The organism is Nonomuraea sp. NPDC003707 (assembly GCF_053587055.1).
The window spans coordinates 157,308-182,977 of the sequence record NZ_JBSFNK010000009.1 but is presented as its reverse complement, the minus strand read 5'-3'; the positions used below and the strand labels follow the sequence as shown (position 1 = coordinate 182,977).

General features: G+C 69.7%; 22 protein-coding genes and 1 tRNA gene. 6 read left to right on the top strand and 17 right to left on the bottom strand.

The features are described from left to right. Positions 1 to 42: 42 nt before the first annotated feature. From ACWDRB_RS24850 to topA, 8 genes are all read right to left on the bottom strand, one after another. The gene (locus ACWDRB_RS24850) at positions 43 to 1,083 is read right to left on the bottom strand and encodes a permease-like cell division protein FtsX (protein ID WP_449897246.1); all 1,041 of its coding nucleotides are present in this window, start codon (positions 1,081 to 1,083) and stop codon (positions 43 to 45) included. After that, positions 1,080 to 1,553, bottom strand: coding sequence for a SigE family RNA polymerase sigma factor (locus ACWDRB_RS24845; RefSeq protein ID WP_350723851.1), 474 nt, complete (start codon positions 1,551 to 1,553; stop codon positions 1,080 to 1,082). The genes ACWDRB_RS24850 and ACWDRB_RS24845 overlap by 4 nt, the downstream gene beginning before the upstream one ends. A 105-nt stretch (positions 1,554 to 1,658) precedes the next feature. Beyond that, a complete protein-coding gene (locus ACWDRB_RS24840) occupies positions 1,659 to 2,477 on the bottom strand; it encodes a permease-like cell division protein FtsX (RefSeq protein ID WP_449897243.1) in 819 nt (272 codons plus the stop codon). A gap of 135 nt (positions 2,478 to 2,612) precedes the next feature. Further along, positions 2,613 to 3,785, bottom strand: coding sequence for a DNA polymerase III subunit delta' (locus tag ACWDRB_RS24835; protein ID WP_355193478.1), 1,173 nt, complete (start codon positions 3,783 to 3,785; stop codon positions 2,613 to 2,615). 135 nt (positions 3,786 to 3,920) lie between these two features. Then, entirely contained in the window at positions 3,921 to 5,990 is a 2,070-nt protein-coding gene (gene tmk / locus ACWDRB_RS24830; RefSeq protein WP_397371920.1) for a dTMP kinase, read from the bottom strand. Positions 5,991 to 6,122: 132 nt separating this feature from the next. Then, complete coding sequence (locus ACWDRB_RS24825; protein WP_364245625.1) at positions 6,123 to 6,668, bottom strand: helix-turn-helix domain-containing protein; 546 nt, start codon at positions 6,666 to 6,668, stop codon at positions 6,123 to 6,125. Between the two features lie 75 nt (positions 6,669 to 6,743). Next, the gene (locus ACWDRB_RS24820; protein ID WP_449897240.1) at positions 6,744 to 7,958 is read right to left on the bottom strand and encodes a metallophosphoesterase; all 1,215 of its coding nucleotides are present in this window, start codon (positions 7,956 to 7,958) and stop codon (positions 6,744 to 6,746) included. A 58-nt stretch (positions 7,959 to 8,016) separates the two neighbouring features. Continuing rightward, positions 8,017 to 10,701, bottom strand: a complete 2,685-nt coding sequence (topA, locus tag ACWDRB_RS24815) for a type I DNA topoisomerase (RefSeq protein WP_449897238.1) — start codon at positions 10,699 to 10,701, stop codon at positions 8,017 to 8,019. A 208-nt stretch (positions 10,702 to 10,909) separates the two neighbouring features. Between topA and ACWDRB_RS24810 the strand changes: the two genes are divergently transcribed. Continuing rightward, entirely contained in the window at positions 10,910 to 11,077 is a 168-nt protein-coding gene (locus tag ACWDRB_RS24810; protein ID WP_225963818.1) for a DUF5703 family protein, read from the top strand. A gap of 118 nt (positions 11,078 to 11,195) precedes the next feature. Here ACWDRB_RS24810 and ACWDRB_RS24805 read toward each other — a convergent pair whose 3' ends face one another. Next, the gene (locus ACWDRB_RS24805; protein WP_449897236.1) at positions 11,196 to 13,214 is read right to left on the bottom strand and encodes a chaplin family protein; all 2,019 of its coding nucleotides are present in this window, start codon (positions 13,212 to 13,214) and stop codon (positions 11,196 to 11,198) included. Between the two features lie 235 nt (positions 13,215 to 13,449). Next, positions 13,450 to 14,046: a hypothetical protein gene (locus tag ACWDRB_RS24800; RefSeq protein ID WP_449897652.1), complete on the bottom strand. Its 597-nt coding sequence runs from the start codon at positions 14,044 to 14,046 to the stop codon at positions 13,450 to 13,452. A gap of 351 nt (positions 14,047 to 14,397) precedes the next feature. On the opposite strand from ACWDRB_RS24800, the gene ACWDRB_RS24795 reads away from it, so the two are divergent. Then, positions 14,398 to 14,483, top strand: a tRNA-Leu gene (locus tag ACWDRB_RS24795). A 234-nt stretch (positions 14,484 to 14,717) separates the two neighbouring features. Here ACWDRB_RS24795 and ACWDRB_RS24790 read toward each other — a convergent pair. Further along, positions 14,718 to 15,143 carry an organic hydroperoxide resistance protein gene (locus tag ACWDRB_RS24790; RefSeq protein ID WP_449897234.1) on the bottom strand — a complete coding sequence of 142 codons (426 nt, stop codon included), beginning with the start codon at positions 15,141 to 15,143 and terminating at the stop codon, positions 14,718 to 14,720. A 109-nt stretch (positions 15,144 to 15,252) separates the two neighbouring features. Then, positions 15,253 to 16,314: a hypothetical protein gene (locus ACWDRB_RS24785; RefSeq protein WP_449897232.1), complete on the bottom strand. Its 1,062-nt coding sequence runs from the start codon at positions 16,312 to 16,314 to the stop codon at positions 15,253 to 15,255. Positions 16,315 to 16,524: 210 nt separating this feature from the next. On the opposite strand from ACWDRB_RS24785, the gene ACWDRB_RS24780 reads away from it, so the two are divergent. Continuing rightward, positions 16,525 to 17,505: a helix-turn-helix transcriptional regulator gene (locus ACWDRB_RS24780; RefSeq protein ID WP_449897230.1), complete on the top strand. Its 981-nt coding sequence runs from the start codon at positions 16,525 to 16,527 to the stop codon at positions 17,503 to 17,505. On the opposite strand, the gene ACWDRB_RS24775 is transcribed toward ACWDRB_RS24780, so the two are convergent. Continuing rightward, entirely contained in the window at positions 17,502 to 18,329 is an 828-nt protein-coding gene (locus ACWDRB_RS24775; RefSeq protein ID WP_449897228.1) for an SDR family NAD(P)-dependent oxidoreductase, read from the bottom strand. The genes ACWDRB_RS24780 and ACWDRB_RS24775 overlap by 4 nt on opposite strands. 69 nt (positions 18,330 to 18,398) lie before the next feature. Between ACWDRB_RS24775 and ACWDRB_RS24770 the strand changes: the two genes are divergently transcribed. Continuing rightward, the gene (locus ACWDRB_RS24770) at positions 18,399 to 18,818 is read left to right on the top strand and encodes a MarR family winged helix-turn-helix transcriptional regulator (RefSeq protein WP_449897226.1); all 420 of its coding nucleotides are present in this window, start codon (positions 18,399 to 18,401) and stop codon (positions 18,816 to 18,818) included. A 101-nt stretch (positions 18,819 to 18,919) separates the two neighbouring features. Here the strand turns inward: ACWDRB_RS24770 and ACWDRB_RS24765 are convergent, their stop codons facing one another. Then, positions 18,920 to 20,413, bottom strand: coding sequence for an arabinofuranosidase catalytic domain-containing protein (locus ACWDRB_RS24765; protein WP_397374860.1), 1,494 nt, complete (start codon positions 20,411 to 20,413; stop codon positions 18,920 to 18,922). 431 nt (positions 20,414 to 20,844) lie between these two features. Further along, on the bottom strand, positions 20,845 to 21,771 hold the full coding sequence (locus ACWDRB_RS24760) for an alpha/beta fold hydrolase (RefSeq protein WP_449897224.1): 927 nt from the start codon (positions 21,769 to 21,771) through the stop codon (positions 20,845 to 20,847). 331 nt (positions 21,772 to 22,102) lie between these two features. Here ACWDRB_RS24760 and ilvA point away from each other — a divergent pair, with 331 nt between their 5' ends. Beyond that, positions 22,103 to 23,353, top strand: coding sequence for a threonine ammonia-lyase IlvA (ilvA, locus tag ACWDRB_RS24755; RefSeq protein ID WP_449897222.1), 1,251 nt, complete (start codon positions 22,103 to 22,105; stop codon positions 23,351 to 23,353). A 29-nt stretch (positions 23,354 to 23,382) separates the two neighbouring features. Here ilvA and ACWDRB_RS24750 read toward each other — a convergent pair whose 3' ends face one another. Continuing rightward, on the bottom strand, positions 23,383 to 23,877 hold the full coding sequence (locus ACWDRB_RS24750; RefSeq protein WP_449897220.1) for a DUF305 domain-containing protein: 495 nt from the start codon (positions 23,875 to 23,877) through the stop codon (positions 23,383 to 23,385). A 120-nt stretch (positions 23,878 to 23,997) separates the two neighbouring features. Then, on the bottom strand, positions 23,998 to 24,609 hold the full coding sequence (locus tag ACWDRB_RS24745) for a DUF3105 domain-containing protein (protein ID WP_449897218.1): 612 nt from the start codon (positions 24,607 to 24,609) through the stop codon (positions 23,998 to 24,000). A gap of 167 nt (positions 24,610 to 24,776) precedes the next feature. Here ACWDRB_RS24745 and ACWDRB_RS24740 point away from each other — a divergent pair, with 167 nt between their 5' ends. Beyond that, the gene (locus tag ACWDRB_RS24740; RefSeq protein WP_449897216.1) at positions 24,777 to 25,658 is read left to right on the top strand and encodes a DMT family transporter; all 882 of its coding nucleotides are present in this window, start codon (positions 24,777 to 24,779) and stop codon (positions 25,656 to 25,658) included. The last annotated feature ends 12 nt before the right edge of the window (positions 25,659 to 25,670 follow it).

The following is a 25,670-nucleotide window of genomic DNA, read 5'->3' as shown; positions in this document are numbered from 1 at the left end:
ACATTACGTGTGCCGCGCCCGGAGGGTGAGGGGGGAGCCGGATCACTTGTCCGTCGGGCACACCTTGCTCTCGGGCAGGGTCAACCCGTAGGAGTACTTCAGCCGACTGCCGTCATTCATGCATCGGTGCAGAACCTGGCTCACCCCTGGTTCCCGCCTCAACCTGCTGGCGGCCTTGCTCCAGTCGGCGTCAGGCAGCAGCACGATCCTGAACGATTGGGGCATGTCACTGACTTTCGTGGCGTCGATCAGCGTCTTGTTGGCTTTGTACATGCGGCGGAAGTTCTCGTAAGCCGCCGTCTGATCCTCGAAGAACACCTCTTTGGCACCGGGCATCGAGATGATCAGCTTCCGGATGGCCTCCCTCTGCGCGGGCGTGGCTCCCTTCCCCTCCCTCGTGACGATGGGGCTGACTTTGCGGTCGGACTTATGCTCGGCGCCGCAGGACGGCATGCTCGACGAGGGGGTGCAGAGGAAGACAGTCACATCCCATTTATCCGCCGGAGTGGACTCATAGGGCGTCACTTCCTGAACGGTCAAGATCCCGGGCACCCCACGCAGCGCCTCCTGCACACGGCGCGGATCGGTGCCCTTCGTGAGGGTCAACCCGAACGAAGCGGGGAGGTCATCGACGTCGACGGCGGCCAGCAGGGCCTTGTTGCGCTCGAAATCGCGCCGGAAGTTCTCGTACGCCGCGGTCTGATGCGTGTAGCTCACCTCTGTGACCCCCGGCGCCTGCCGCACCGCCGCCGCGATCTTCTGCGTCTCCTCCTCGCTGACAGCGCCCTTGCACGCCGTCTGCTCCCGGTCCGACGACTTCGCGCACAGGAAGACGTTCATCTTCCGCCCGTCGCCCGCCGGATCGGCCGCCACCGCCCGGTCCTCGTCACCCGGACCGCTCAGCAGCCCGACAGTGGTCGCCGCCCCCGCGAGCACCACGGTCGCCGCCACCGCCACCAGCCGGAAATCCACCCTGAACCGCCGCCGCTCCGACGCCCGCAACGGCCTGAGCGTGCCGGCGTCCACCGTCGCCCCAGCCTCGGCGAGGGCCTCCCGCAGCCTGTCTTCCATGGCGCTGTTCATGAATCCTCCCCAAGTGCCCGGCCGAGGGCGGCCAGCCCCCGCGCGATCGTGGACCTGACCGTGCTGGCGCCGATCCCCATGGTGTCGGCGATCTCCTGGTCGGACAGGTCGAGGTAGTAGCGGAGTGTGAGCGCCTCCCGCTGCCTGCGCGGCAGCTCACGCAGGGCGAGCAGCACCCCGCGCCGCTCCTCGCCCATGAGCGCGGCGCTCTCCGCCGACCAGACGGGCGGTTCGTACGGCACCGCCCGCCGGAACACGGTCGCCCGCCTGCGCAGCACCGACCGGCACCCGTTGAGCACCGCGGAGCGGACATAGGCCAGCGCCTTGTCGGCGTCGCGCAACCGGCCGCGCCCGGCATGGGTGCGCGCGAACGCCTCCTGTACGACGTCTTCCGCGGTCGCCTGATCGCCGACCATGATCAGGGCAAGCCGCACGAGGCCCACGTGGTGCTCGGCGAAGATCGACGCCACGTCTATTCGCTGCCGCGCCCGGGCCTCTTGTTGGGTGAGTAGTTCGACTTCCACGTATCAGAGACGCCCGTCAGCCCCATCTGCTGCTCGCGTCACCCGACGGGTTCACTGACGCGGCGCGCAGACCTTGCTGTTGGGCAGGTCACGACGCCCGTACTCCACGATCAGCTTGAGCTGGGCGCCCACACATCTGTCATTGAGCACCTGGCTCACCCCTGGCAGCCGCGCCAGCCTGCGGCCCGCGGCGTTCCAGTCGGCCTCGGGCCGCATTCTCAGCCGGTACGACTCGGACATGTCCGACACCTTGGTGGCGTTCACGAGCGCCTGGTTGCCGGCGTAGGCCTCGGCGAAGTTCCGGTAGGCCGTCGCCTGGTCCTCGAAGACGTACTCCTCGACCCCCGGTGTCCGCTCGATCTCCGCGACGATGGCCTTCTTCTCCTTGAGCGTCGCGGCCATCCCCTTCGCCTTGCCGCGACCGGACAGGCAGGGCGACATGAGGGAGTCCTTCCCGCAGAGGAAGACGGACATGTTCCAGGCCGGCGACCCGGCCTCCTGCTCATCGGCAGAGAGCTCGGCCTGGTCGATGGCGTCGCTCACGCCGGGCCGACGCACAGCCGCGTCTCGTACGCGATCCCGGTCGGCCCCCTTCTTCACCCGCAGGCGGAACGACTCCGGCAGGTCCTTCGCCCGTACGGCCTTCAGCAGCGCCTTGTTGCCGGCGAAGTCCCGCCGGAAACTCTCGTACGCGCTCGCCCGATCGACGAACCGGACCCCGCTCAGCTCCGGCCTGGACTCCAGGAACGTCCTGAGCGCCTGCTTCTGCTTCGCCGTGGCACCGCGCCTGTGGCACCCGTACGTGGTCGGAGTGCACAGGAAGACGGCGATCTCCCACTCGTCGCTCGTGCTGACCTCCGGGGCGGTCACCGGTCCGCCGCGGCCGGCGTGCCCACGAGGACCGACATCCCGGCCAGCAGCACGGCGATCAGCGACCGTAAGCCCGAGGGCGCCTCGTCAGCCACTGCCGCTCCTCATCTCCGCCCAACGCCCCATGATCACGAGTCAGGAACGCAGCGACAGCATCATCGCCTCTACGGCCATCTGCGGGTTGACGTTCGCCGCCAGCCGCTCCCTGCACTGCATGATCGCATCGATCCGGCGCAGCGTCTCCTCCGGCGTGGCCACCTTGGCCAGCTGGTCGAGGTCGAAGCGGAGATCGTCGTTGGCCAGCTCGACCCCGGCCCCGAACTGCATGGCCAGCACGTCCCGGTAGAACGACACCAGCTCCAGCAGCGCCGCGTCCAGCGAGTCGCGCTTGATCCGCGTGGCCCGCGACTTCTGCCGGTCCTCCAGCTCCTTCAGTGCTCCGGCCCCGCCGCGTACGAGCCCTCGGTTGAGCCCCTTGCCCGTGGATCCCTCGCCGTAGAGCTTGCGCAGCTCGGCGGTCTCGTTCTCGTTGAGCGCGGCCGTGGCCGCGGCGGCCTCCTCCTCCGCCGTCTTGACCAGCCGCTCGGCGGCCGACACGCACTCCCCCACCCCGGTCAGCGAGCGCGGGATGCCCAGAACGGCCTCACGACGCCGCCTGACGCCCTCGTCGAGCGCCAGCGCCCGCGCCCTGCCGATGTGCCCCTGGGCGGCCTTGGCGGCGAACCTGGCCACGTCCGGCGGCACGCTGTCGCGCGTGGCCAGCACATGGGCGACGGCCTCCGTGGCCGGGGTGGTCAGGTTGACCACCCGGCAGCGCGACCTGATGGTGATCATGAGGTCGTCGGGAGCGGGCGCGCACAGCAGCCAGACCGTACGTGGCGGGGGCTCCTCGATGGCCTTGAGCAGGGCGTTGGCGGCGGACTCCGTGGCCCGGTCGGCGTCCTCGAACAGGATGACCCGCCAGCGCCCCTGCGTCGGCGCCCCGGCCGCCCGCAGGATGAGCTCGCGGGTCTGCTTGACGCTGTAGGACAGGCCCTGGGGGCGTACGGACTCCAGGTCGGGGTGGGAGCCGATGAACACCTGGTGGCACTGGTCGCAGTGGCCGCACCCGCCGTCGGGGCAGAGCAGCGCGGCGGCGAAAGCGCGGGCGGCGTCCTCCCGGCCCGAGCCCGGCGGCCCGGTGAACAGCCACGCGTGCGTCATGCCCGCGCCGCGCCCGCCCCTGACGACCTCCCCGGCCGCCGCCGCGGCCCGCGACAGCACGGCCACCGCCTGGTCCTGCCCGACGAGGTCATCGAAAACTGCCACGACGTAAGGCTAACCGCCGACGGCAGTCCCCACGCCCGTACGCGACGTCTCGCCGACGCGCCCGCCCGAAAGAAGACCCCGAACGAACCCGGGCGACATCCGCCATCTCCCGGGGCTCCGCCCACGCGAAGAGGTCTAGTCGCGGATGGTGGGCATCGTCCAGTCGCCGCGGATGGCGGGCATCGTGCCCGTGGCGTCCTCGGACTCCTGCGGCACCGGGTCCGGCAGGATGTCGCGGATCCGGTCCTGGATCTGGCGGGTGATCACCTCGGGCTCCAGCGTGCCGTCCACCACCAGGTAACGCTCGGGCGCCGCCGCGGCCAGCGCCCGGAACTCCTTGCGTACCCGCTCGTGGAAGTCCAGCGGCTCCGACTCGATCCGGTCGGCGGCCCCGCCCAGCCGGGTCAGCCCCACCTGCGGCGGGGTGTCGATGAGCACCGTCAGGTGCGGCACCAGCCCGCCGGTGGCCCAAGCGTTGATCTTGGACACGTCCTTCGGGTCGAGGGCCCGCCCGGCCCCCTGGTAGGCCAGCGAGGAGTCCACGTAGCGGTCGGTGATCACGAGCGAGCCCCGGTAGAGCGCGGGACGGATCACCTTCTCCACGTGCTCGGCCCGGTCGGCGGCGTAGAGCAGGGCCTCGGAACGCGCCGACAGCCCGCGCTCGGCCGCGTCGAGCAGGATCGCCCGCAGCCGCATGCCGACCTTGGTCGAGCCCGGCTCGCGCGTCTGCACCACGTCGTAGCCCTGGTCACGCAGCCAGATGGCGATCAGCCGCGACTGGGTCGTCTTGCCCGACCCCTCGCCGCCCTCGAACGCCACGAACAGCCCGGGCACCGCCTCGGCCGCCTCGGCCGGGAACCGCTCGCCGCGCACCGCCGCGATGAGGTCGCCGGCCAGCGAGACGCCCTTCCTGTCGTCCATGTGCCGCAGCGCGAGGACGCCCACGACCATGGCGAGCACCCCGCCGATGACCAGCACCAGGTTGGAGCCGTCGAACCGGTAGGCGATCGTGCCGAACCGCAGCCAGTGGACGTCGAAGATCGCCGCCAGCGGGTTGGCCACGGCGACCACCAGCAGCAGGGTCACCCGCGCCGTGGACTGCAGGAACGAGAACGTACGGCCCCGCAGCCCGTCCTCGACCTCGAGCCCGATCAGCGTGTAGCCGATGATCCACGCGATGCCCGCGCACGCCCCCAGCAGCACGGTCAGCATGACCACGATCACCAGGTTGTGCACCAGCGCGGTGGCCACCAGCACGAGCCCCGCCACGGTGATGGCCAGGCCGAACAGCCGCCGCCGCGACAGCTCGCGCAGCAGCCTGAGGCCGAAGAACATGCCCAGCGCCATGCCGACGAAGACCGCGCCGAACACGACGCCGTAGGCCGCGTCGCCGCCGCCGAGCGCCTGGACGTAGATCTTGGCGACGCCGACCACGGCCCCGCCCGCGGCGAAGGCGCCCAGCATGCCGATGATCAGCCCGCGCACCAGTCGGTTGCCGCCCACGAACCGCCAGCCCTCGACGATCTGCTTGAGCACGGAGGGCGTGGAGATGGCGCCGTCGCGCTTGGGGATGTCGCGCAGCGTGAAGATCAGGACGGCCGAGACGAGGTAGGCGCAGGCGTTGACGACCAGCGCGAGCGACGTGGCGTCCTGGCCGGCCATGGACGGCACCATGCTCGTGATCACACCGCCCACCACGGACAGCGCCGCGAACAGCATGGCCGCGACCGGCGCGGTGCCGTACGTGACCAGCAGGTTGAGCCGGTTGGCCGACTCGAGCTGATCCTTGCGCACCAGGTTGGGCACCGTGGCGTCCTTGGCGGGAACCCAGAACAGGTTGACGCACTCGACCAGGACGGTCGCGACGATCACCCACTGGTAGCTGCGGACGAACGGGATCGACAGCACCACGGCGAACCTGAGCAGGTCGGCCACGACCATCATCAGCCGCCGGTCGAACCGGTCGGCGAACACCCCCGCGAGCGGCCCGAGCAGCACGGCGGGCAGCATCTTGGCGATGAACACCCCGCCGACCGCCAGCGACTGCAGACGGTAGTCGTTCTGCGTGAGATTACCGGCCAGGGCGGTCAGCGCCAGGATGTTGAGCCAGTCGCCCAGGCTGCACACCGACATGGCCATCCAAAGCCGTCGAAACGGCGCATTGGCCAGCACGTGGGCCGGGCGGCTTCGACCAGGGGCAGTCATGATTTCAGCGTATCCAGGAAGTGGGCGGACAACAGACCAGCCGGATATTCCCGGCCGACTCGGGGCTGAGGGTATTACGTTCGCGGGCCAGCGTGCAGGGTGCAGACCTCGAATAGGCCCCCAAAAGCATCATCAATTCATAACTCCGGCCTCAAGTCGGGCCTCTTCCACCAAGGGCCCCCACTCCGCGCGGATCTCCTCGGGCAGCTCCAGCTCGCCCCACAGCTCGACGAGCAGCACCCCGTCCACGTGATCGAGCAGCTCCTGAGGCTCGCCCTCGCACAGCAGCACGGTGTACGCGGCCCGGCGGGCCTGCCGGTCGGCCAGGTCGTAGACCCGCTCCCGCAGCCGCACCACGCCCAGCGCCGCCCCGACCGGCAGCCGCCGCAACCGGCTCGGCACGTGGAACGTCCGACCGTCGCCCGCGCGGGCCGCGAACTCGACCTTGGCCTCGAGCGCCAGCCGGAAGCCGGCCGCGTCGAGAATGCGCCCCGCGGTCTCCAGCGTCGGTGACTTCCTGCCGTGCTCGTAGGCCGACAGCGTGGTCCTCGACGTGCCGCTCACGCTGGCCAGGACGCGCTGGTTCATGCTCGCCGCATGGCGGGCCTGCTTGAACAGCTGCCCGCCGCGCTTGGCCCAGAAGGCGGCGTGCGCCGCCTCCATAGGCGAGGAGACCATCCCCCACCTCCGATCAGTATCCGGTTGGATACTCTACGCCATCATGACCGCAGGTGACCAGTAGATCGCGGAAGGTCAGCGCAACTCCAGCAGCGTGATCTCGGGCGGCGCCCCGACGCGCACCGGCGGGCCCCAGAACCCGGCGCCCCTGGTGACGTACACCTGCACCCCGTCGACCGTGGCCAGGCCGGAGACCACGGGCTGCTGCAGGCCCACCACCAGGTTGAACGGCGCGATCTGCCCGCCGTGCGTGTGGCCGGACAACTGCAGGTCGACGCCGTGGCGAGCGGCCTGGCCGACCTGGACCGGCTGGTGCGCCAGCAGCACCGTGGACCGGCCGGCGTCCCGGCCGCCCAGCGCCTTGTCGAAGTCGGGCCCGTCGCCCGCCGAGGCGCCGTTGAGGTCGTTGACCCCGGCGAGGTCCAGCACGGCACCCTGGTGCCTGATCTCCACGCGCTCGTTCCGCAGCGAGCGTACGCCGAGCTGATCGAGCTCCTCGATCCACTCCAGGGGCCCGCTGGGAGCGAAGTATTCGTGGTTGCCGGTCACGAAATATGCCCCGTAACGGGACTCCAGGCTCTTCAGCGGCTGCGCCAGCGGCCCCAGCTGGGCCACCGACCCGTCCACCAGGTCGCCCACGATCGCCACCACGTCGGCCTCCAGGCCGTTGATCATGCGGACGATCCGCTCGGTGTGCCCCCTGCCCGTGAGCGGCCCCAGGTGGATGTCGCTCACCACGGCGAACCGCAGGCCGCTGAGCCGTGAGTCCAGCTTCGGCAGGGCCACCTTCACGCGTTCGATCACGGGGTCGCCCAGGGCGCTCGTCATGCCGTACCCGACCGTGCCCAGCGCTCCCACGCCCGCGATGGCGGCGGTGGTCCGCCCCAGGAAGAGCCTCCTGCTGATGGGGGCCACCACGGGAGCGGGCTCGGGGGGCGCCGGGGCTCCCGCCATGGCGGGCACGGGCACCGGCGCCGCCTCGCGCGTCACGGCCTTCCGCGAGGCCCTGCGCAGGACGAGCGCGGCCACCGCCCGCGGCACCTCCAGCACCACCAGGAAGACGATCAGGTAGAACATCAGCGCCAGCCAGACGTAGCCCGGCCAGGCCAGCCAGTGCCCGAAGTCCATCCGCGTGGCCGCGAACGTGGCCACGACGAGCACCGTCAGCCCCACCACACCCCACGTCAACGCCTTGCGCAGCCGCCCGGGGGCCGTGGTGGAACGGACCATCCGCTGCCACAGATAAAGGTGTGCCAGCAGGATCAGGCCCGCGAAGAACAAGACGATCACAGCGTCGATGCTACTTGCGGGGCCGCGTCCTGCGGCCCCGCCAACCTCGCGGCTCGCCTTACGACTTGGCCGCCGGCTTCTTCGCGGGAGCCTTCTTCGCCGGCGCCTTCCTCGTGGTGGTCTTCTTGGCCGCCGGCGCCCGCTCGCGCCGCTCGGCCAGCAGCTCGGCCGCCCGCTCGGTCGTGATGTCCTCGACCGTGTCGTCCTTGCGCAGCGACGCGTTCGTCTCGCCGTCGGTCACGTAGGGCCCGAACCTCCCCTCCTTCACCACAATGGGCTTCTTGGAGTGGGGGTCGGCGCCCAGCTCGCGCAGCGGCGCCGCCGCCGCGGCCCGCCGGCCGCGCTGCTTCGGCTGCGCGAACAGCTCCTTGGCCTGCTCGATCGTGACCGTCAGCAGGTCTTCTTCCGAGGCCAGCGAGCGCGAGTCGGTGCCCTTCTTCAGGTACGGGCCGAACTTGCCGTTGGAGGCCACGACCTCCTCGCCCTCCAGCTCGCCCACGAGCCTGGGGATCGACAGCAGCTTGAGCGCGTCCTCGAACGTGATCGTGTCCAGCGACATCGTCTTGAACAGCGACGACGTGCGCGGCTTGGGCGCGTCGGCCTTCTTCGTCCGTCTCTTGGGCGCCTCGTCCTCGGGCGGCTCGGGCAGGACCTCGGTCACGTACGGGCCGTAGCGGCCGTCCTTGGCCACGATCATGTTCCCGGACACCGGGTCGCGCCCGAGCTCCCGGTCGCCCGTCGGCCTGGAGAACAGCTCCTCGGCCTTCTCCGCCGTCAGCTCGTCGGGCGTCATGTCCTCGGGCACGTTGACCCGCGCGCCGTCCCTGTCGAGGTAGGGCCCGTAGCGCCCGACCCGCAGCACGATGTCCGTGCCCTTGATCGGGAACGAGCTGATCTCCTTGGCGTCGATGTCACCGAGGTCGGTGACCATCTCCTTCAGGCCCTCGTCGCCGTCGGAGCCGTAGTAGAAGCGCTGCAGCTCCGGCACCCGCTCGGCCCGGTCGTTGGCGATGTCGTCGAGGACCTTCTCCATCTCGGCCGTGAAGTCGTAGTCGACCAGGTTGCCGAAATGCTGCTCCAGCAGGTTGACCACGGCGAACGCCAGGAACGACGGCACCAGCGCCGTGCCCTTCTTGAACACGTAGCCGCGGTCGAGGATGGTCCCGATGATCGAGGCGTACGTCGAAGGCCGCCCGATCTCGCGGTCCTCCAGCTCCTTGACCAGCGACGCCTCGGTGTAACGCGCGGGCGGCTTGGTCGAGTGGCCCGCCACGTCGAGCCTGCTGACGCTGAGCGCGTCGCCCTCCGCCAGGTTCGGCAGCCGCTTCTCGGAGTCGTCGCGGTCGGTCGAGGGGTCGTCTGCCCCCTCCACGTACGCCTTGAGGAACCCGTAGAACGTGATCGTCCGCCCGGACGCGCTGAACTCGACGTCCTCGCCCGACGACGACCTGCCGCCCACCTTGACCGTGACCGACTCGCCGACCGCGTCCTTCATCTGCGAGGACACCGTGCGCTGCCAGATCAGCTCGTACAGCCGGAACATGTCGCCCGACAGCCCGGTCTCGCCCGGCGTGCGGAACTCCTCGCCCGAGGGCCGGATCGCCTCGTGCGCCTCCTGCGCGCTCTTCACCTTGCTGCTGTAGACGCGCGGCTTGTCGGGCACGTACGCGGCCCCGTACAGCTTGATCGCCTGGGACCTGGCGGCCGCCACGGCGGTCTCCGACAGCGTGATGCTGTCGGTACGCATGTAGGTGATGAAGCCGTTCTCGTAGAGCCGCTGCGCCACCTGCATCGTGTACTTCGCGGAGAACCCCAGCTTCCGGCTGGCCTCCTGCTGCAGCGTGGTCGTCCGGAACGGCGCGTACGGCTTGCGCGTGTACGGCTTGCGCTCCACGGACTTGACCGCGAACGACGCGCCCGTCAGCCGCCCGGCCAGCTCGCCCGCGGCCTCCTCGGACAGGTGGAGCACGTCGACGTTCTTGAGCCGCCCGGTGCTGGCGAAGTCGCGGCCCTGCGCCACCCGCTTGCCGTCGACCCCCGTGAGGGTCGCGGTGAAGTCGCGCGGCCGCTCCTCGGGCTTGTTCGTGTCGAAGAGCGCCTGCAGGTCCCAGTAGTGGGCGGGCGTGAACGCCATGCGCTCCCGCTCGCGCTCCACAACGAGCCTCGTCGCCACCGACTGCACGCGGCCGGCCGACAGGCGGGGCTTGACCTTCTTCCACAGGACCGGGCTGACCTCGTAGCCGTAGAGGCGGTCGAGGATGCGCCGGGTCTCCTGGGCGTCGACCAGGCGCAGGTTGAGGTCGCGCGGGTTGGCCACGGCGTCCTGGATGGCCTGCGGGGTGATCTCGTGGAACACCATGCGGTGGACCGGGACCTTGGGCTTGAGGACCTCTCGCAGGTGCCAGGCGATGGCCTCGCCCTCGCGGTCCTCGTCAGTGGCCAGATAGAGCTCGTCGGCGTCCTTCAGCAGCTGCCGCAGCTTGTTGACCTGCGACCGCTTGTCCGGGTTGACGACGTACAGCGGCTCGAACTCGTGCTCGACATTGACCCCGAGGCGGGCCCATGGGGCTCCCTTGTACTTCTCGGGGATGTCGTCGGCCCTCTCCGGAAGGTCACGGATGTGGCCGATGCTCGATTCGACGATGTAGCCGCGCCCGAGGTACCCGGCGATCGTCTTCGCCTTCGCGGGCGACTCGACGATCACCAGGCGTGTTCCGCCGGCGCTGCCGTTCTTGGCTGGCACGCTGCTTCCTACCTCGCTGTTCGCTTTGCAAATCCCCCTGCCGGGAGTCGGTACAGACTGAAAGGTAACCCGACTCGCGGAAATTTCCTTCCCCCGGGCTACCCACTAGCTTCCGGGTCCACCCACAAGCACGCAGAATAAGCCCCATCGAGCGGCATGGCGCCCTGACTCACCCTGGAGACTAATCGTTGTGCTCGACTACTCCTACATGGATATCTTCATTCCACGCGATCTCACTCGTGAAGCAGCACGTCAGCTGCTGACCGAACACGCAGAGTACGGGCAGTGGGAGCTGGCCCGCGTACGCGTCTACCCCGACGGTAGCCGCCACGTACGGCTGCGTCGCAAGGTCATGCGGGTACGCAGCACACTGTGAACCCCGGACATGGCTTTGCCCGCCCCGGGCCGCGCCCCCGGAACGGGCAAAGCGTCTAACGCTGGCCGCTCACAGGCTGTGAGCGGTAGCCGTCCTTGTTACGTGCTGCCTGATTCCCTTACTTCCGGCCGATCCGGAACCGGCGAGCGGTCCCGAACAGCGTCGCCGAGGCGGCGAACATCGCGCCGATCATGAGGGCGAGCAGGGAGCTGGAGTTCATCCCCCCGAGGCCGGCGGGCTGCTCGGCGCTCATCAGGCCGCTGACCGGAAGGCCGCGGGTGGCCGAGGTGACGGCGCCGCCGACCGGGGTGCCGGCCACGAGACCGGTCGCCGGGTCGAGCACGGACACGGCGCCGCTCGAGGAGGCGGGGCGCCCGGCGCCGTCGACCTGGCCGGCCGCGTGCTTCTTCTTCGGCTGGGCCGGGGTCTGGGCCTGGCCGGGCAGGCCGGGCAGCTCGGGCAGGCTCGGCAGGCCGAACGTCTGGGCGGCGTCCTCGACCAGCGGCACCGAGGTCAGGCCCGTACCCGTGACCTCCTGCAGCTTGCCGGTCACGCCCAGCTGCTGGGGAACCCCGGCCAGGTCGTTGCCCTTCTGGGTGACGCCGGCGAGGTCCTGCACGCCGCCGCCCAGGACCGGGACGGCGGGCAGCATGGGCAGCAGCCCGCCCTTGGAGCCCTTGCCGGCCGTCCGCTCGACGCCGCCGCGGACGAATCCGTGCCCGTACTCGGGCCTGCCGACGTTCGCGCCACCGAGGCACCCGGCCGCGGCGTCGCCGAGGACGGCCGCAGCGTTGCCGCAGACGTTGATGGGAGCGGCGATCGGCGCGATGATCTGGTTGCCCGCGAGCACCCCGGCGCGGCCGGAGGTGTGGTTGCCGCCGCCGCCGGTGCGGTCGACCTTGGCCCCGCCCTTGCAGTGGGCCCTGGAGGCGCCGAGCACGGCGGCCGCGTTGCCGCAGATGTTGATCGGGGCGGTGATCGGCGCGATGACCTGGTTGCCGCTCAGCACGCCGGCCCGGCCGGAGGTGTGGTTGCCACCGGCGCCGGTGCCGCCGTTCTTCACGCGGGCGCCGCCCTTGCAGCCGGCGAACGCGTGCCCGACCAGGGCCACCGCGTTCCCGCAGACGTTGACGGGCGCGCTGATCGGCGCCACCACCTGGTTGCCGCTGAGGACGCCCGCCTGGCCGGAGGTGACGTTGCCGCCCGCCCCGGACCCGCGGCGGGTGTTCTCGACCTTGGAGCCGCCCTCGCACCTGGCGGCGGCGTTGCCCACGGCGTTGCCGCAGACGTTGACGGGCACGCTGATCGGGGCGATCACCTGGTTGCCGCTGCCGACCCCGAAGCGCCCGTCGGTGTCGTTGCCCGAGGAGCCCACGGGGCCGCGGGGGCCGTGGTAGCCGTTCCGGTGGCCGCCGCCGTTGGTGACGGTCGAGCCGCCCTTGCAGCCCGCGAACGCCCGGCCGACGACGGCGACGGCGTTGCCGCAGATGTTCACCGGCGCGGAGATCGGCGCGACGACCTGGTTGCCGCCCAGCACGCTGGCGTTGCCCGAGGTGCGGTTGCCGCCCGCGCCCACTCCGGTGTTGTGGACGCTGGAGCCGCCCTTGCAGCCCGCCGTCGCGCTGCCGAAGATCGCGACCGCGTTGCCGCAGACGTTGATCGGCGCGGAGATCGGCGCGGTGATCTGGTTTCCGCCGAGCACGCTGGCGTCGCCGGAGGTACGGTTACCGCCCGCGCCGCCCTTGCCCTGGTTGCGAACGGTGGCGCCGCCCTTGCAGCCCGCGTCGGACCTGCCGACCAGCGAGACGGCGTTGCCACAGGCGTTGACCGGGGCGCTGATGGGCGCGTTCACCTGGTTGCCGCCGAGCACGCTCGCGTTGCCCGAGGTGCGGTTGCCCGGGATGCCGCCCTTGTTGACGACCTCGGCGCCGCCCTGCGAGGAGGCAGAGGAGCTGCCGACCGCGCCGACGGAGTTGCCGCTGATGTCGATGGGCAGGGAGATCGGCAGGTCGACCTGGTTGCCGCCGCCGACGGACGCGTCGCCCGAGGTGTCGGCGAGGGCGGTGCCGCCGCCGAACGACATGACGGCAACGGCGAGCAGAGCCGCGGGAGTAGATGCCTTTGCCCACGTACGCATGATGAATGCTCCTAGTGGTTCTTCTTGGGGGGATAACTTCTTGGGGGATAACGGAACGGTTCGCGGGCAGCCCGAGGCCGTGCGAGGTTTCGCGCACAGCGGAGACCTCGGGTTCGCGAACAGCTGAACTGACGTGTTTGTGCACCCGCCGGCGGAGAGGCGTCTCAGACCGCGCTCAACCGCGTTACTTCGGAAAGGGGCCGGTCAACGAAAGGACCGGCAGCTGCAAGGCGGGTCAGTCAGGCGAGAAGGAGGGGTCGTCCGCCGCTGTGCGGACGACGGGGGCAGGCACCCGCGCCAGGAGGGCGCGCAGCACCTGCAGCCGCGGGTCGAACACAGACCTCGCGACGTCCCCCGCAGCGGCCCCGAACGAGCCGCTGCCACCGCCGTTGGGCACCAAGCCATTGGTGTCCAGGATCTTTCCGGCGGTGGATGGCGATGGCAGGCCAGGATCCTGCTGGCTGTTGAGCCCGTCGACCGTACGCCCGGCCATGGCCTCGGCGTTGTCATCGGGGCTGGTGAGGGAGTGAGATACCTGAGCGGACGCGGCTCCGTCCACGGTCTGCGCGGCCGTGGTCTTCGCTTGCGCGTCCGCCGTAGGAGTCGCCACTTCGGCCGCCGCCGGGGCGGCGGTGAGCATGCCGAAGATGACGGCGAACAGCCATCCGGCGGCTACCAGGGCGCCGACAGTGACTGCCCGCACGACGAGCCGCCGGGCACCGGCCGCGAACCGCGCCATCCGGTCAACCTGAACGGTGGTCACGTCATGCGCCGGGAGGGTCACGGGCAGGCGATGCACACCGAGGGCCACAGCCCTCCGCCGCACCACCATGCGCGCCACGTGACCTCCCGCACTCCAGAACCGGCCTCATTTGTCGTGAGGCCGGTCCATGGACTCACCCCTCAACGGTCCGTAACCGTAGCAGCACCCAACGTTGCCGCAAGAGCTTTTCAACGGAGACCCAGAAATTCGCCAACTCCCCATGGGCCAAACCGCCACCAACTGCCTCAACACCCTCTGGCGTACGTCAGCAAGGCCCCATCAGGAGCTCCCGCCCGCCCCATATCCGGGCCCGCGGAGACACCTCGGAGGGGCGAGCTGATTCTTGGTATGACGCACCCCTCAGAGTTTGCTAACCTTACTGAGCCGACGCGAGATGACGGTCTCACGTGCAGGCACCAAGTCCGGGTGGCGGAATAGGCAGACGCGCTAGCTTGAGGTGCTAGTGCCCAGTGATGGGCATGGGGGTTCAAGTCCCCCCTCGGACACTTCATATCGAAGCGGGAGAAGTGATGACTTCTCCCGCTTTGCATTTCAACGCCTGTGGAGCGTGTCCTCACCCCCGGCGAGATCGACGCCATGGTCGAGTGTGTACGAACTTTCTTGGCGGCAGCCGAACCGAGAACGCTCGTTCGTACTCGCCGGCCACGATCGCGTCCCAGCCCCGGTCCGAATCGGCCTGAGCCGCCGGCAGCCGCCGCGAGTCAGCCGTCCGAAGTCCCCTACCGGACTATGGCCTTGAGGGCCACCTCGATGTTCCCCCTGGTGGCGTTGGAGTACGGGCACACCTGGTGTGTGGCCTTCACCAGCTCGTCGGCGGTGGGCTGCTCCAGGCCGGGCAGGAGTGCTGTCAGCGACACGGCGAGGGCGAAACCGCCGGTCCCCGTCGGGAGCAGGCTCACCTTCGACCGCACGCTCGACCCGGGCAGTTCGACTCCCATCTCCTTCGCAATCAGGCGGAGTCCGTTGTGGAAGCACGCGGCGTATCCGGCGGCGAAGAGCTGCTCCGGGTTGGTCCTGTCGCCGCCGGGGCCGCCCAGGTCCTTCGGGATCGCGAGGGCTTCGTCCAGGACTCCGTCGAGGGACCGTACGTGGCCGTTGCGGCCGTCACCGGTCGACAGGGCCTCGGTGGCGTACAGCGCAGACATGTTGTTTCCTTTCGCGGGTGCCAGGGATGACGGTGTGGTGCGGAAGGTCGGGCCGGTGCTTCTTCGGAACCGGCCCGGGGAGAGAGGCGGGCCCGAACGGTGGTGCGGGTCAGCGCACGTTGACCGGGCGCAGCGTGAAGCCGTCGTTCGGCTTGCCGGCCAGCAGGGCTGCCAGACCGCCGCTGAGCGCGTAGGTCGTCCCTCGAGGGCCGGCCGTGACGGCGCTGCTGACCGGGTCGGCGACGGTGTCGGTGACCGAGACGGTGGCGGACTTCCAGTGGCGGCCGGGGCGAACCCGTTGCACGACGGCGGCCTTCCCGCTGAGCAGTCCACTGCTGATCGCGACGATCGACCCGTCCGGCAGGGCCCGGATGCCCGCGGTGAGGGCCTTGAGGCTCTTGGAGAGCCTGACCTTGGCGGCCTGTTCGGGGTGGGCGACCGGTACCCGCACCAGGCTGCCGTCGGCCTTCGCGACGATGAGGAGGTTGCCTGGCATCCATGCGACGGCGCTCATGCCCACGTTGTCCAGGAAGTCCGGGATCTTCAGATCACCGGCCAGGAGGTCGTCGCGCAGGAGGACGGAGGCCCGTCCGGCGCGGTCGATGCGGAAGATCGTCGGGGAGAGCTCGTCGACGGCGTACGCCGTGCCGTCCGGAGCGATCGTCACGTCGGACACGAGATGCTGCTTGCCGTCGTCCGCGACCTTGTTCAGGTCGGCGTACCAGAGTCGGCGTCCGCTGTCGGCGTCGTAGCCGGCGACACCCGCGACCTTGAACTTGGTGGCGGGCGTGGAGCGGTCGGCCGTTCCGTAGTCCACGTTGCTGCCCAGGATCCGGTTCCGCCTGGAGTCCACCCGTACGGCCTGCACGGACACCAGCTTCTTGTCGTCAACGAGGGTGCGCACGTTGCCCTTCTGGTCGACGGAGGAGATGGTGCTGTGCGCCAGCGAACCCGTCACGAACTTCCGGGAGTCCGGGTCGTAGTCCGCGGAGTGAGGGAAGACCCCCGGCCCCTTGGCGTCTACGGTGGGCGCCGCCGGACGGGATTGGTCGGAGATGGTGACGGCGTACCGGTCGGGAGTGGCGAGGGCGCCGGTGGTGCCGGCCAGCACGATGCCGGGGACCGTCATGGCGGAGAGGGCCAAGGCGATCGCGGACTGCTTCAGCTTCATGGGGTGTTCTTCCTTCCGAAGACGCGGTCCGGCCCGGCGTGCCGGGCGGCGCGTGGATACCGTTTCCAAGTGAGTCAGGCCGAGCAGCTGCCGTACCGGGCGTCGGCCCTGCGTCCTGCTCGTGGCGTCGAGTCTGCTGCCGCCGGCCGTTCACAGCCTGTCCCTGGCGGGGTCAGGCTGCCTGGCGCCCCGGTGCTCGATACTCGGCGCATGAACAAGAAGTCGGGGTTGGGGGAGTTCCTCAGGATGCGCCGGTCGCAATTGCAGCCGGCGGATGTGGGACTCCGGGACTTCGGAGAGCGCCGTCGTGTGCCGGGGCTGCGCCGTGACGAGCTGGCACAGCTCGCCGGGGTGGGCCTGTCCTACTACACGCGCCTGGAGCAGGGGCTCTCGCTCAACGCGTCACCGGAGGTGCTGGACGCGCTGGCCCGTGCCCTCGGTCTTGACGAGGTGGAGCGGGCCCACCTGCACGACCTGGCCCGCGCCTCGCGCCGCACCGGCACCCGGCGCAGGCCCGCGCCGGAGCGAGCGGGAGACACGACCCGGCAACTGCTCGCCGCGTTCGGCGACGCGCCCGCGATCGTCCTGGGGCGCCGCAGCGACGTACTGGCCTGGAACCGCACGGGACACGCACTGTTCGCCGGACATCTGGACCCGCACATCCCCGATCAGCCCGACCAGCGTCCGAACACGGCCCGGCTGGTCTTCCTGGACGCGCACACACGGGACCTGTACGTCGACTGGCCGAAGAAGGCCAGGGACGTGGTCGGGAAACTGCGGCTCGCCGCCGGGCAGCATCCGGACGATCCTCGGCTGGCCGCACTGATCGGTGAACTGACCATGAAGAGCCCGGAGTTCGCCGGCATGTGGTCCGAGCACCGGGTCAGGAAGTGGGACCTCGCGACCTACCGCATGCACCATCCGGTCGTCGGCCGCATGCAGCTCAACCTCCAGACCCTGAACGTCCCGCAGGAGGAAGGTCAGCGGATAGTCGTGGTGACCGCCGAGACCGGCACCGGGTCAGCGGCGGCGCTGAGCCTTCTCGCCCGGGCCGGTGGTCCGAGCGGTGTTCGGTCTGTGCGCCGGACGGGGCGAACCGAGGCTGCGGGATCCCCGAGGCATGGGGCGGACGGCCAGGCCGGGGAGAGCGTTGATTCCCACCATGATCGCGATGTGTCACTGGAGCGCTAGGCGAGGTCGACGACTTCGTGCATGCGCAGCCGGCGGTTGAACTCGCCGGTGATCCGCGCGACGACGGTGCGCGGCAGCAGGCGCGCGGGCCAGGTCAGGGCGCGGTTCACGGCCCGCCCCGGGTAGGACACCGCGCGTCGCCGGGCGTAGTCGTCCAGCGTACGGGCCGCGACGGTGGCCGGCGCGTCGGCGACTCGGGAGTCGATCGTGGCCGAGGTGCCGTCGAAGAAGCCGGTCGCGATCGCGCCGGGGTGCGCGGCCATGACGTGGACGCCGGTGCCGCGCAGCTCCTCGGCCAGCGCCTCGGTGAAGGAGAGCACGAAAGCCTTGGTCGCGGCATAGCTGGCCTGGTAAGGCATGGGCTGGAAGGCCGCGGTGGACGAGACGTTGATGATGCCGCCGGAGCCGCGAGCGACCAGCTCGGCCCCGATCGCGTGGGTCAGCGCGATCAGACCGACGACGTTGAGCCCGACAGAGCGCAGTTGCGGCTCGAGCGGGCGGCTGAGGAACGGGCCCGCGCTGCCCGCGCCGGCGTTGTTGAGCAGCAGATCGACGGTCAGGCCGCGGTCACGCAGCTCCCGCAGGACCCGCTCAGGACCATCCGGAGCGGCGAGGTCACCGGTGATGACCTCGGCGTCCGACCTGCCGTGCCGTTCCCGAATGTGTGCGGCGAGCTCCTGCAGGCTCCCGTCCGAACGGGCCAGCAGGATCACCCGCGCTCCCCGGCGCGTCAGCTCCAGCGCGTACGCCCGCCCCAGCCCCTTGGACGCGCCCGTGACGAGCGCGGTGACGCCGCGATAGTCGTCGGCCACAAAGACCTCCATTGTTTCAAGTCTCGAAGCATTGACGCTAGCACGATCCTTCGAGACTCGAAACACCGGTAGAATGGCGGCATGACCACGCCCGAGCTCACCGCGGTGGTCGCCGCGACCCACGACATCTGGATGCGGACCAACGACCTGATCGGGCAGGCGCTGGCCAGGCACGCCCTGACACCGGCGACGTTCCAGGCGCTGTGGGCCATCGACCCGGCCGAGCCGCCACCCTCGATGAAGGTGATGACCGAGCGCCTGTACTGCAACGCCCCCAACCTGACCTTCATCACCAACCAGCTCGTCGATCGGGGGCTGGTGGAGCGCGCCGTGGACCCGGCCGACCGCCGCTCTCGCGTCCTGGTCCTGACCGCCAAGGGCCGCGAGGTTCGCGACGAACTGGTCCGGACGGCGCTGGAGAAGACCCCGCTGGCAGTGCTGAACCGCGACGAACTGCGGCAGCTCATGGTCCTGCTGAACCGCGCCGTCCGCTCCGGCTGATCTGCCCGAGGCGGCCCCAGCGTGGGACCGTCGGCGTCCGGCGGTCCCACGCTCATGCCGTTCGGTGGAACTCAACTCACCCGAGTGCGCCCAGCCGGTGCCTACGGTGCGATCGACCAGAGCTGGCAGGTGTTGTTGAGCCACATCCACAGCCGGGCCGGCGTGCCGTTCGCCGTGCCGCAGTTCTGGTCGTCGAGCACCATGCCGCTGTTCTCGACCACCAGCTCATATCGGCCGTTGCCCGCGGGGATGACCGCCCACTGCTGGCAGGTGTTGCCGAGCGGCTCCCACAGGTTGACGGCCGTGCCGAGGGCCAGCCCGCAGTTGACCGCGTCGAGCACCTTGCCGGCGTTGACGTTGGTGATCGTCCACTTGTTCGCGCCGACGCTGTTGAAGCGCCACTGCTGGCAGGTGTTGCCGAGCGCCTGCCACTGGTCGATCTGCGTGCCGTTGGCCGTGCCGCAGTTGACCGCGTCGAGCACCTTGCCGCTCGTGAGGTTCGTGAGCCGGTAGGTGGCTCCGTTCACGGGGAAGGTGACGCTCTTGCTGTAGCCGACGGAGACGACGTTGGCCTGCACGGCGTTCTCCGTGGCGTCGCTCGGGTAGCCGCTGGTCATCACGCCTTCGAAGAAGGATCCGACGGAGCCGTTGCTGTTGTCGCCGCCGATGCCGAGGATGATCGCGCCTTGCTTGGTCATCGGGTTGTAGCCCGCCTGGGTGGGCAGCGCCCCGTTGTACCGCGTCGCCAGGCTGCCGGACTGCGCGTTGCCGTCCTTGATGGCGTATGTCGAGGTGCCGTTGTTCTTCAGCATCGCCGTCACGAACGCGGAGCTGCGGCCGGTGTTCGCGGTCCAGGAGCCGTTGCCGCCGGCGAACAACCCGTTCTCGAGGTCCGCCGCGACACGCGGTCCGCCCGCGCACGGTGAGAACCAGCAAAGCGTGCCGAAGTAGATCGCGTCCATGTCGCCGTTGCCGGTGTCCATGTTGTTGGTCTCGGCGTTGCCGTAGTCGAAGCAGCACCGGTTGTTGACGTGAGTCCCCTCGGTCACCATGTACATGCCCTCGGGCTGGCTGCCGGTGGCGACACCGTTCGTCGCGTTGTTGCGGTAGCCGTTGCCCGCGGAGATGTAGACGCCGTAGACCTTGTGGCCACCTGCCGTCACGGGCAGAGCCGCCGCGTTCGCGCCTTGGTCGGCCGTGGGATTGGCGCCGCCGCCGGGAGCGATCGTGAGGTCGTTGTGGCGCGACGTCTGGTCGTAGATGCGAACGATCGTGCAGTACGTGCCCGAGCAGAAGGAGTCCTGGGTCGCGGCGTTCGCGTAACCGCCGGCGCTGAGCACGCCGATGTTGGTCGTCGCACCGTCGGACCAGCGCCGCACCTGGTAGAGCGCCCCGTTGTAGGAGCCGAAGAGCGCACGGGTGGTGCTGTGAGCGGCGACGCACGGTGTGCCGCCGCTCGCGTAGATGTCGCAGGACAACGTGCCGGCCGCCTGTGCCGTGCCTGGCACGGCGACCAGCGCGGTGACGACGAGCGCCGCGAAGGAGGCGACGGTGAGGGCCGTTCGCCGCCAGTGGCGCAGAGACCAGAAACCCATTGTGTGCCTTTCGTGTGCGGCGAGGCATTGCAGTGCCCGGCGGTGACTATTGGAGAATTGTTAGCGCTAACATCTATGTCGACAGAATTTATTTGTTAGCGCTAACATAGTTATCCCTGCGCGGTTCCTTGGTGTGGGACCGTCGGCATGGCTCTACGCACTCTGACGTGCGCCGCAGGTCAGTCGCCGGCGAGCGCTCCGCTATAACATGCAGGTTTCCGCTGCGTTTCGACCAAAGTGTCATCAACGATGCGGCGGCTGTCAATACCCGGTGAAGATCGCCTTCTATTCCGTCACAACGTGCGACAGGAGAACTCGGCAAAAAGCGTTACGCCAAAACCGAACTGCCATGGCCCCGGCGCCATGGTGAGGCGTCGGGGCCGCGTGGATGAAGGTTGAGCAGGCGTTCGGCCGATTACTCGGCCGGTCGCTCAGCGCGCGGCGCGCGAGGTGACGTGCTCGATGGCCTTGACGGCGAGCTCGGGCTGGTCGAGGTAGATGTAGTGCCCGCTGTTCTTGGCGGTGCTCAGCTTGCTCCGGCTGGACAGGCCGAGCCACTTGCGCTGGCCCGCGGTCCACGCCCGCTCCAGGCTCGGCCCGTACGTGGGGATGGCCGCCAGGTACTGCTTGCCGTGCTGGATCACCTTGACCGGGATGTTCCCGGCGGAACGGACCTTGCCGTCGGTGATGACCAGCTTCTCCGGGTTCTTTCCCTGGAATATCGCGAGGTTCTGTGCGCGCACCTCGGCCGCCGGGCCCTTGGCGGAGGCGGGGATCGTCGTGGAGATGTCGGCGACCATGGTCGAGGGTGTGGCGTCCATCAGGACCAGGCCCTTGACCCGGTCCCGGTGCTCGGGGGCGTACCTGGCAGCGATCAGCCCACCCAGCGAGTGCCCGGCCAGGACGACCGGGTTGTCACCGGCGATGCGGTCGAGCACCCCGGTCAGGACCTTGCCGGTGCTCGCGAAGTCCTGCGGCCCATCCGGCTGGTCGCTGCCGCCCGCACCCAGCCGGTCGTAGGAACACACCCGGTTCTTCGCGCTCAGCGTCTTCTGCAGGGCAGCCATTTTGTCCAGAGCGTCACCCCCGCCGTGCAGCAGGACGACGACCGGCTTGCCCTCCGCCAGGTCGCCCGAGCAGGACACGTTCACCGACCGGCCGCCGACCTCGATCTTCTTGGTGCCGGAGAACGGATCGGCCTTCCGCGGCGTGGAGGCGAAGGGGTCCCAGTCCTCCGCCTTGGTGGAGGAGAAAGGGTCCCAGTCCGCCGCCGCGGCGCTCCCGGTACCGGCGAGTCCCACACCGACCACGGTGCAGCACAGTACGGCCACAGCGGATGCCTTGAACTTGCGGAGCATGATGTCCTCCAGTCAGAGAAATGACCGAATTGCTGCGGCCATGACGTAACGCTATGGAATCGACAGCCCCGGAATCGTCACCACCTGGTGGACATTCGCCGGTAGCTCGCACGGGGGACAAGCACGCCGCACCAGACGTAAGCCAAGGCCGGCGACCCAGGTACGGCAGGGCCGTCAGGGGCTGAGAGGCGGGCGCCGCGGGAATAGCATGGCCTGGTGGGCTCGTTGTGGCCGGTGTGCTCGCCCGGCGACGGGCGCCCTTTCCGGTGATCGCCCGTTCGGCTGCTGCGGCCGTGGCCACCACGACACGACCTTTCTTGATGGAGCGCGTATGACCGACCGCCTCACCGCCGGGCTGATCAGCCAGGCGGCCGAACGGCTGCGGCCGGTGATACGCCACACCGCACTGGAGCCGAACCAGCGGCTGTCCGACCTGCTCGGTGGTCAAGTGCTGCTCAAGCGCGAGGACGCGCAGGTCTGCCGCTCGTACAAGGTGCGCGGGGCGTTCAACCTGATCGCCTCCCTCACAGATGAGGAACGGCGGCGCGGCGTGGTCTGCGCGAGCGCGGGCAACCACGGGCAGGGCGTCGCGTTCGCCTGCGCCCGTCTGGGGATCAACGGCCGGGTGTACGTACCGTCCACCACGCCACGGCAGAAGCGCGAGCGCATCGCGGCGCTCGGCGGCGACCGGGTGGAGGTCGTGGTCGGCGGCGGCACCTACGACGAGGCGAGCAGCGCCGCGCACGCCGACAGCGAGCACACCGGCGCCATCTACGTGCACCCGTTCGACGACGTCAGGACGATGGCCGGGCAGGGCACGGTCGGCCTGGAGATCCTGGCGCAGTGCGGGGAGGCGCCGCACACCGTGGTCGTCCCGGTCGGTGGAGGCGGCCTGATCAGTGGCATCGCCGTCTGGCTGCGCGAGCACTCACCCGCCACCCGCATCGTGGGGGCCGAACCCGCCGGAGCGGCCAGCATGCGCGCCGCCCTCGACCACGGCGAGCCTCTCGCCCTGCCCGAGTTGGACACCTTCGTGGACGGCGCCGCCGTCGGGAGGGTGGGAGACGCCACGTTCCCCCTGGTCAAGGACCTGGTCGACGAGGTCGTGGCGGTCGATGAGGGTGCGGTGTGCACCGAGATGCTGGATCTCTACCAGACCGACGGCATCATCGCCGAACCCGCCGGAGCTCTCGCGGGTGCCGCGGCCCGTGAGCTGCTGCCCTACACCTCCGGAGGGCCGGTGGTGTGCGTGGTGTCGGGCGGCAACAACGACGTCAGCCGGTACAACGAGGTGCTGGAGCGCTCTCTTGTGCACATCGGGCTGAGGCACTACTTCCTGGTGACCTTCCCGCAGCGCCCTGGCGCCCTGCGCCACTTCCTGGACGAGGTTCTGGGAGAGGGCGAGGACATCATCGTCTTCGAGTACGTCAAGAAGAACAACCGTGAAACCGGCCCGGCGCTCGTCGGCATCGAACTCGAGCGGGCCGGCGACCTCGACAGCCTCCTGTCCCGGATGAAGGCCAGCCCGCTCGCGGTGGAGCGCATCCCACCGGGCTCGCCGCTGTTCACGTTCCTCCTCTGACTTCCCGTGCCCGCAGGCCACGCGTGCGGTCAGGCCGAGGCCTCGGAGGCGCCGCGTGCCGCCAGCATGCGCCGCATCAGGTCGATCTCGGCCTTCTGGGCGGCCAGGATGGCGCCAGCCATGCGGCTGACCTGGGACTGCTTGCTCTGAACGGCCGCTTGGGCCATCTGCACGCCGCCCTGATGATGCGGGATCATCAGGCGCAGGAACAGCACTTCGGCGTCCTTGCCGTCGGCCTGCTCCAGCTCCTTGATCTGCGCCGCGGTGGCCATGCCGGGCATGGCCTTGTTCGTGCTGTGGTGGCTCTGGCCCATCCAGGCCATGCGCGGCTGCAGCGAGGCCTGGGACAGGCCCCACATGTCCAGCCAGGCGTACATCTGCCCGATCTGCTGCTGTTGAGTGGTCGCGATGTCGTAGGCGAGCGTCCTGACCTCGCGATCGCTGGTGCGATCCCGAACGATGAGCGCCATCTGGACGGCCTGCGCGTGATGAGCCTGCATGTCACGGGCGAACCCCGCCTCCACCGAGGTGTCCGCGGGCGGCCGGGAGTAGAGGAGTCCGAGGCTCAGGACGGCCCACCGCGAACGCCAGCACGGCGGTCGCGGGCACCAGCACGCGGCGCCGCCGCAGAACGGCCGGCAGCCTCATGCGGACGGCTCCCCGACCCCGCCGGTGCAGGTCGCCCCCGGCTCGGGCGTGCCCGGGCCGTTGATGTGGGTACGCAGGAACACCGGCAGTCGCGGATCGTCGGCGCTGTCGAGTTTGAGCTGCCTGCCCCAGGAGTTGAGCGCGACCGGGGACGACAGGCCCGGGTAGGGGGACAGGAGGACGAAGTCGCGTCCCCTGGCCTGGTCGAGCAGCATGTCGAGCTGTTCTTTGGGCAGTCCCGGACGGTAGGCCACCCAGACCGCTCCGTGCTCCTGGCTGTGGACCGCGTTCTCGTTGCGGATCGGATCGGTGTAGACGCCGCAGTTCTGCCAGGCCGGGGAGTGATCCCCGCCGACGGGCGGCGCCTGCGGATACGTGACCGGCTTGCTGGTGTGGTTGCGTTGCGTCACGTTGACCGTCTGCACCGCGTCCAGGGACGTGCGGGCACGGTCGTCGAGCCAGAACACCGTCACCGCCGCGGCCAGCGCGCCGACGCCGGTCACGGAGACGCCGATCACGGCGATCCGGCGCCGCCTCTCCTGTCGTCGCTGGTGAGCCTGCAGCGCGGAGAGCCGCTCCTTGATCGTGCCCCGCGGCTTGTCGCCCATTCGACTGCCTCTCCCTACAAGCTTCTACGTTGCGTAGAAGTTCTACCGCATGTCGAATACAGAGGCCGTAAGAGCAGCTGGTGCACTCAGTTACAGAGTCGGCGTTCGGGGAAGCGGAACGGAGTGCTCATTCCTGTCGAACAGGACACCGGAGACCGTCACCCTTGGTGATCGTCATCATCGTCTCTCTGGGGGCGGCGTGCCTTCTGGGTATCGGCTTCGTCGCCCAGCAGCATGCCGCGTACCGTGAGCCCCTGGAGGAGATGCTGCACCCGCGCCTCCTGCTCGACCTCATGCGCATGCCGTTGTGGCTGGCCGGGATCGGGCTGATGGTGTGCGGCCAGATCCTCGGCGCCATCGCGCTCCGGTATGCGGACGTGTCGCAGGTGGAGCCGCTTCTCGCGATGAACCTGCTGTTCGCCCTGACCGCGGCCCATGTCATCTACCAGGAACCGTTCGGCCGCATGCTGCAGCTGGGCGCCTTGCTGGTGAGCGGAGGGGTGGCGTTGTTCCTGTTCGCCGGAAGGCCCCAGGGTGGCCGCCTCCCCGATCCGGTCTCCATACGGTGGCTCGCGGCGCTCCCGGTGGTCGTGGTCGCGGGGGCGCTGGTCCTCTTCGGCCTGCGGCGGACCCTGAAGGTCAAGGCGATCTTGCTGGCGGCCGCCGCCGGGGTGCTGTACGGCCTGCAGGACGTACTTACCCGCGGCTCCCTGCTCACGCTGGACAACGGGCCGAACATGCTCACGACCTGGCAACTGTACGTCTTGCCGTGCGTCGCCGTGGTGGGGTTGCTGCTCAATCAGAGCGCGTTCGACGCCGCTCCGCTCCAGATCTCGCTACCGGCCACCACGGTCGCGGAGCCGATCTGCGGGATCGTGCTGGGTGTGGCGATCTTCGCCGAACGCCTGCAGGTCACCCCGGCGGCGATCGCAGGTGAGGTGGCCGGTTTGGTCGCGATGGTGACCGGCATCGTCATCCTCGGCCGATCCCCGTTCCTGGCCAAGCCCGCGCAGCCCGTGCTCCAAGGTCAGCACCGGAAGGAGCGATGATCTCCGCTTCGG

Coding starts and splice junctions, on each gene's coding strand:
- ACWDRB_RS24850 (WP_449897246.1), bottom strand. CDS start 1,083: ATGAACAGCGCCATGGAAGACAGGCTGCGGGAGGCCCTCGCCGAGGCT.
- tmk (WP_397371920.1), bottom strand. CDS start 5,990: ATGACTGCCCCTGGTCGAAGCCGCCCGGCCCACGTGCTGGCCAATGCG.
- ACWDRB_RS24825 (WP_364245625.1), bottom strand. CDS start 6,668: ATGGTCTCCTCGCCTATGGAGGCGGCGCACGCCGCCTTCTGGGCCAAG.
- ACWDRB_RS24810 (WP_225963818.1), top strand. CDS start 10,910: ATGGATATCTTCATTCCACGCGATCTCACTCGTGAAGCAGCACGTCAG.
- ACWDRB_RS24805 (WP_449897236.1), bottom strand. CDS start 13,214: ATGCGTACGTGGGCAAAGGCATCTACTCCCGCGGCTCTGCTCGCCGTT.
- ACWDRB_RS24800 (WP_449897652.1), bottom strand. CDS start 14,046: ATGGTGGTGCGGCGGAGGGCTGTGGCCCTCGGTGTGCATCGCCTGCCC.
- ACWDRB_RS24790 (WP_449897234.1), bottom strand. CDS start 15,143: ATGTCTGCGCTGTACGCCACCGAGGCCCTGTCGACCGGTGACGGCCGC.
- ACWDRB_RS24785 (WP_449897232.1), bottom strand. CDS start 16,314: ATGAAGCTGAAGCAGTCCGCGATCGCCTTGGCCCTCTCCGCCATGACG.
- ACWDRB_RS24780 (WP_449897230.1), top strand. CDS start 16,525: ATGAACAAGAAGTCGGGGTTGGGGGAGTTCCTCAGGATGCGCCGGTCG.
- ACWDRB_RS24775 (WP_449897228.1), bottom strand. CDS start 18,329: ATGGAGGTCTTTGTGGCCGACGACTATCGCGGCGTCACCGCGCTCGTC.
- ACWDRB_RS24770 (WP_449897226.1), top strand. CDS start 18,399: ATGACCACGCCCGAGCTCACCGCGGTGGTCGCCGCGACCCACGACATC.
- ACWDRB_RS24765 (WP_397374860.1), bottom strand. CDS start 20,413: ATGGGTTTCTGGTCTCTGCGCCACTGGCGGCGAACGGCCCTCACCGTC.
- ACWDRB_RS24760 (WP_449897224.1), bottom strand. CDS start 21,771: ATGCTCCGCAAGTTCAAGGCATCCGCTGTGGCCGTACTGTGCTGCACC.
- ilvA (WP_449897222.1), top strand. CDS start 22,103: ATGACCGACCGCCTCACCGCCGGGCTGATCAGCCAGGCGGCCGAACGG.
- ACWDRB_RS24745 (WP_449897218.1), bottom strand. CDS start 24,609: ATGGGCGACAAGCCGCGGGGCACGATCAAGGAGCGGCTCTCCGCGCTG.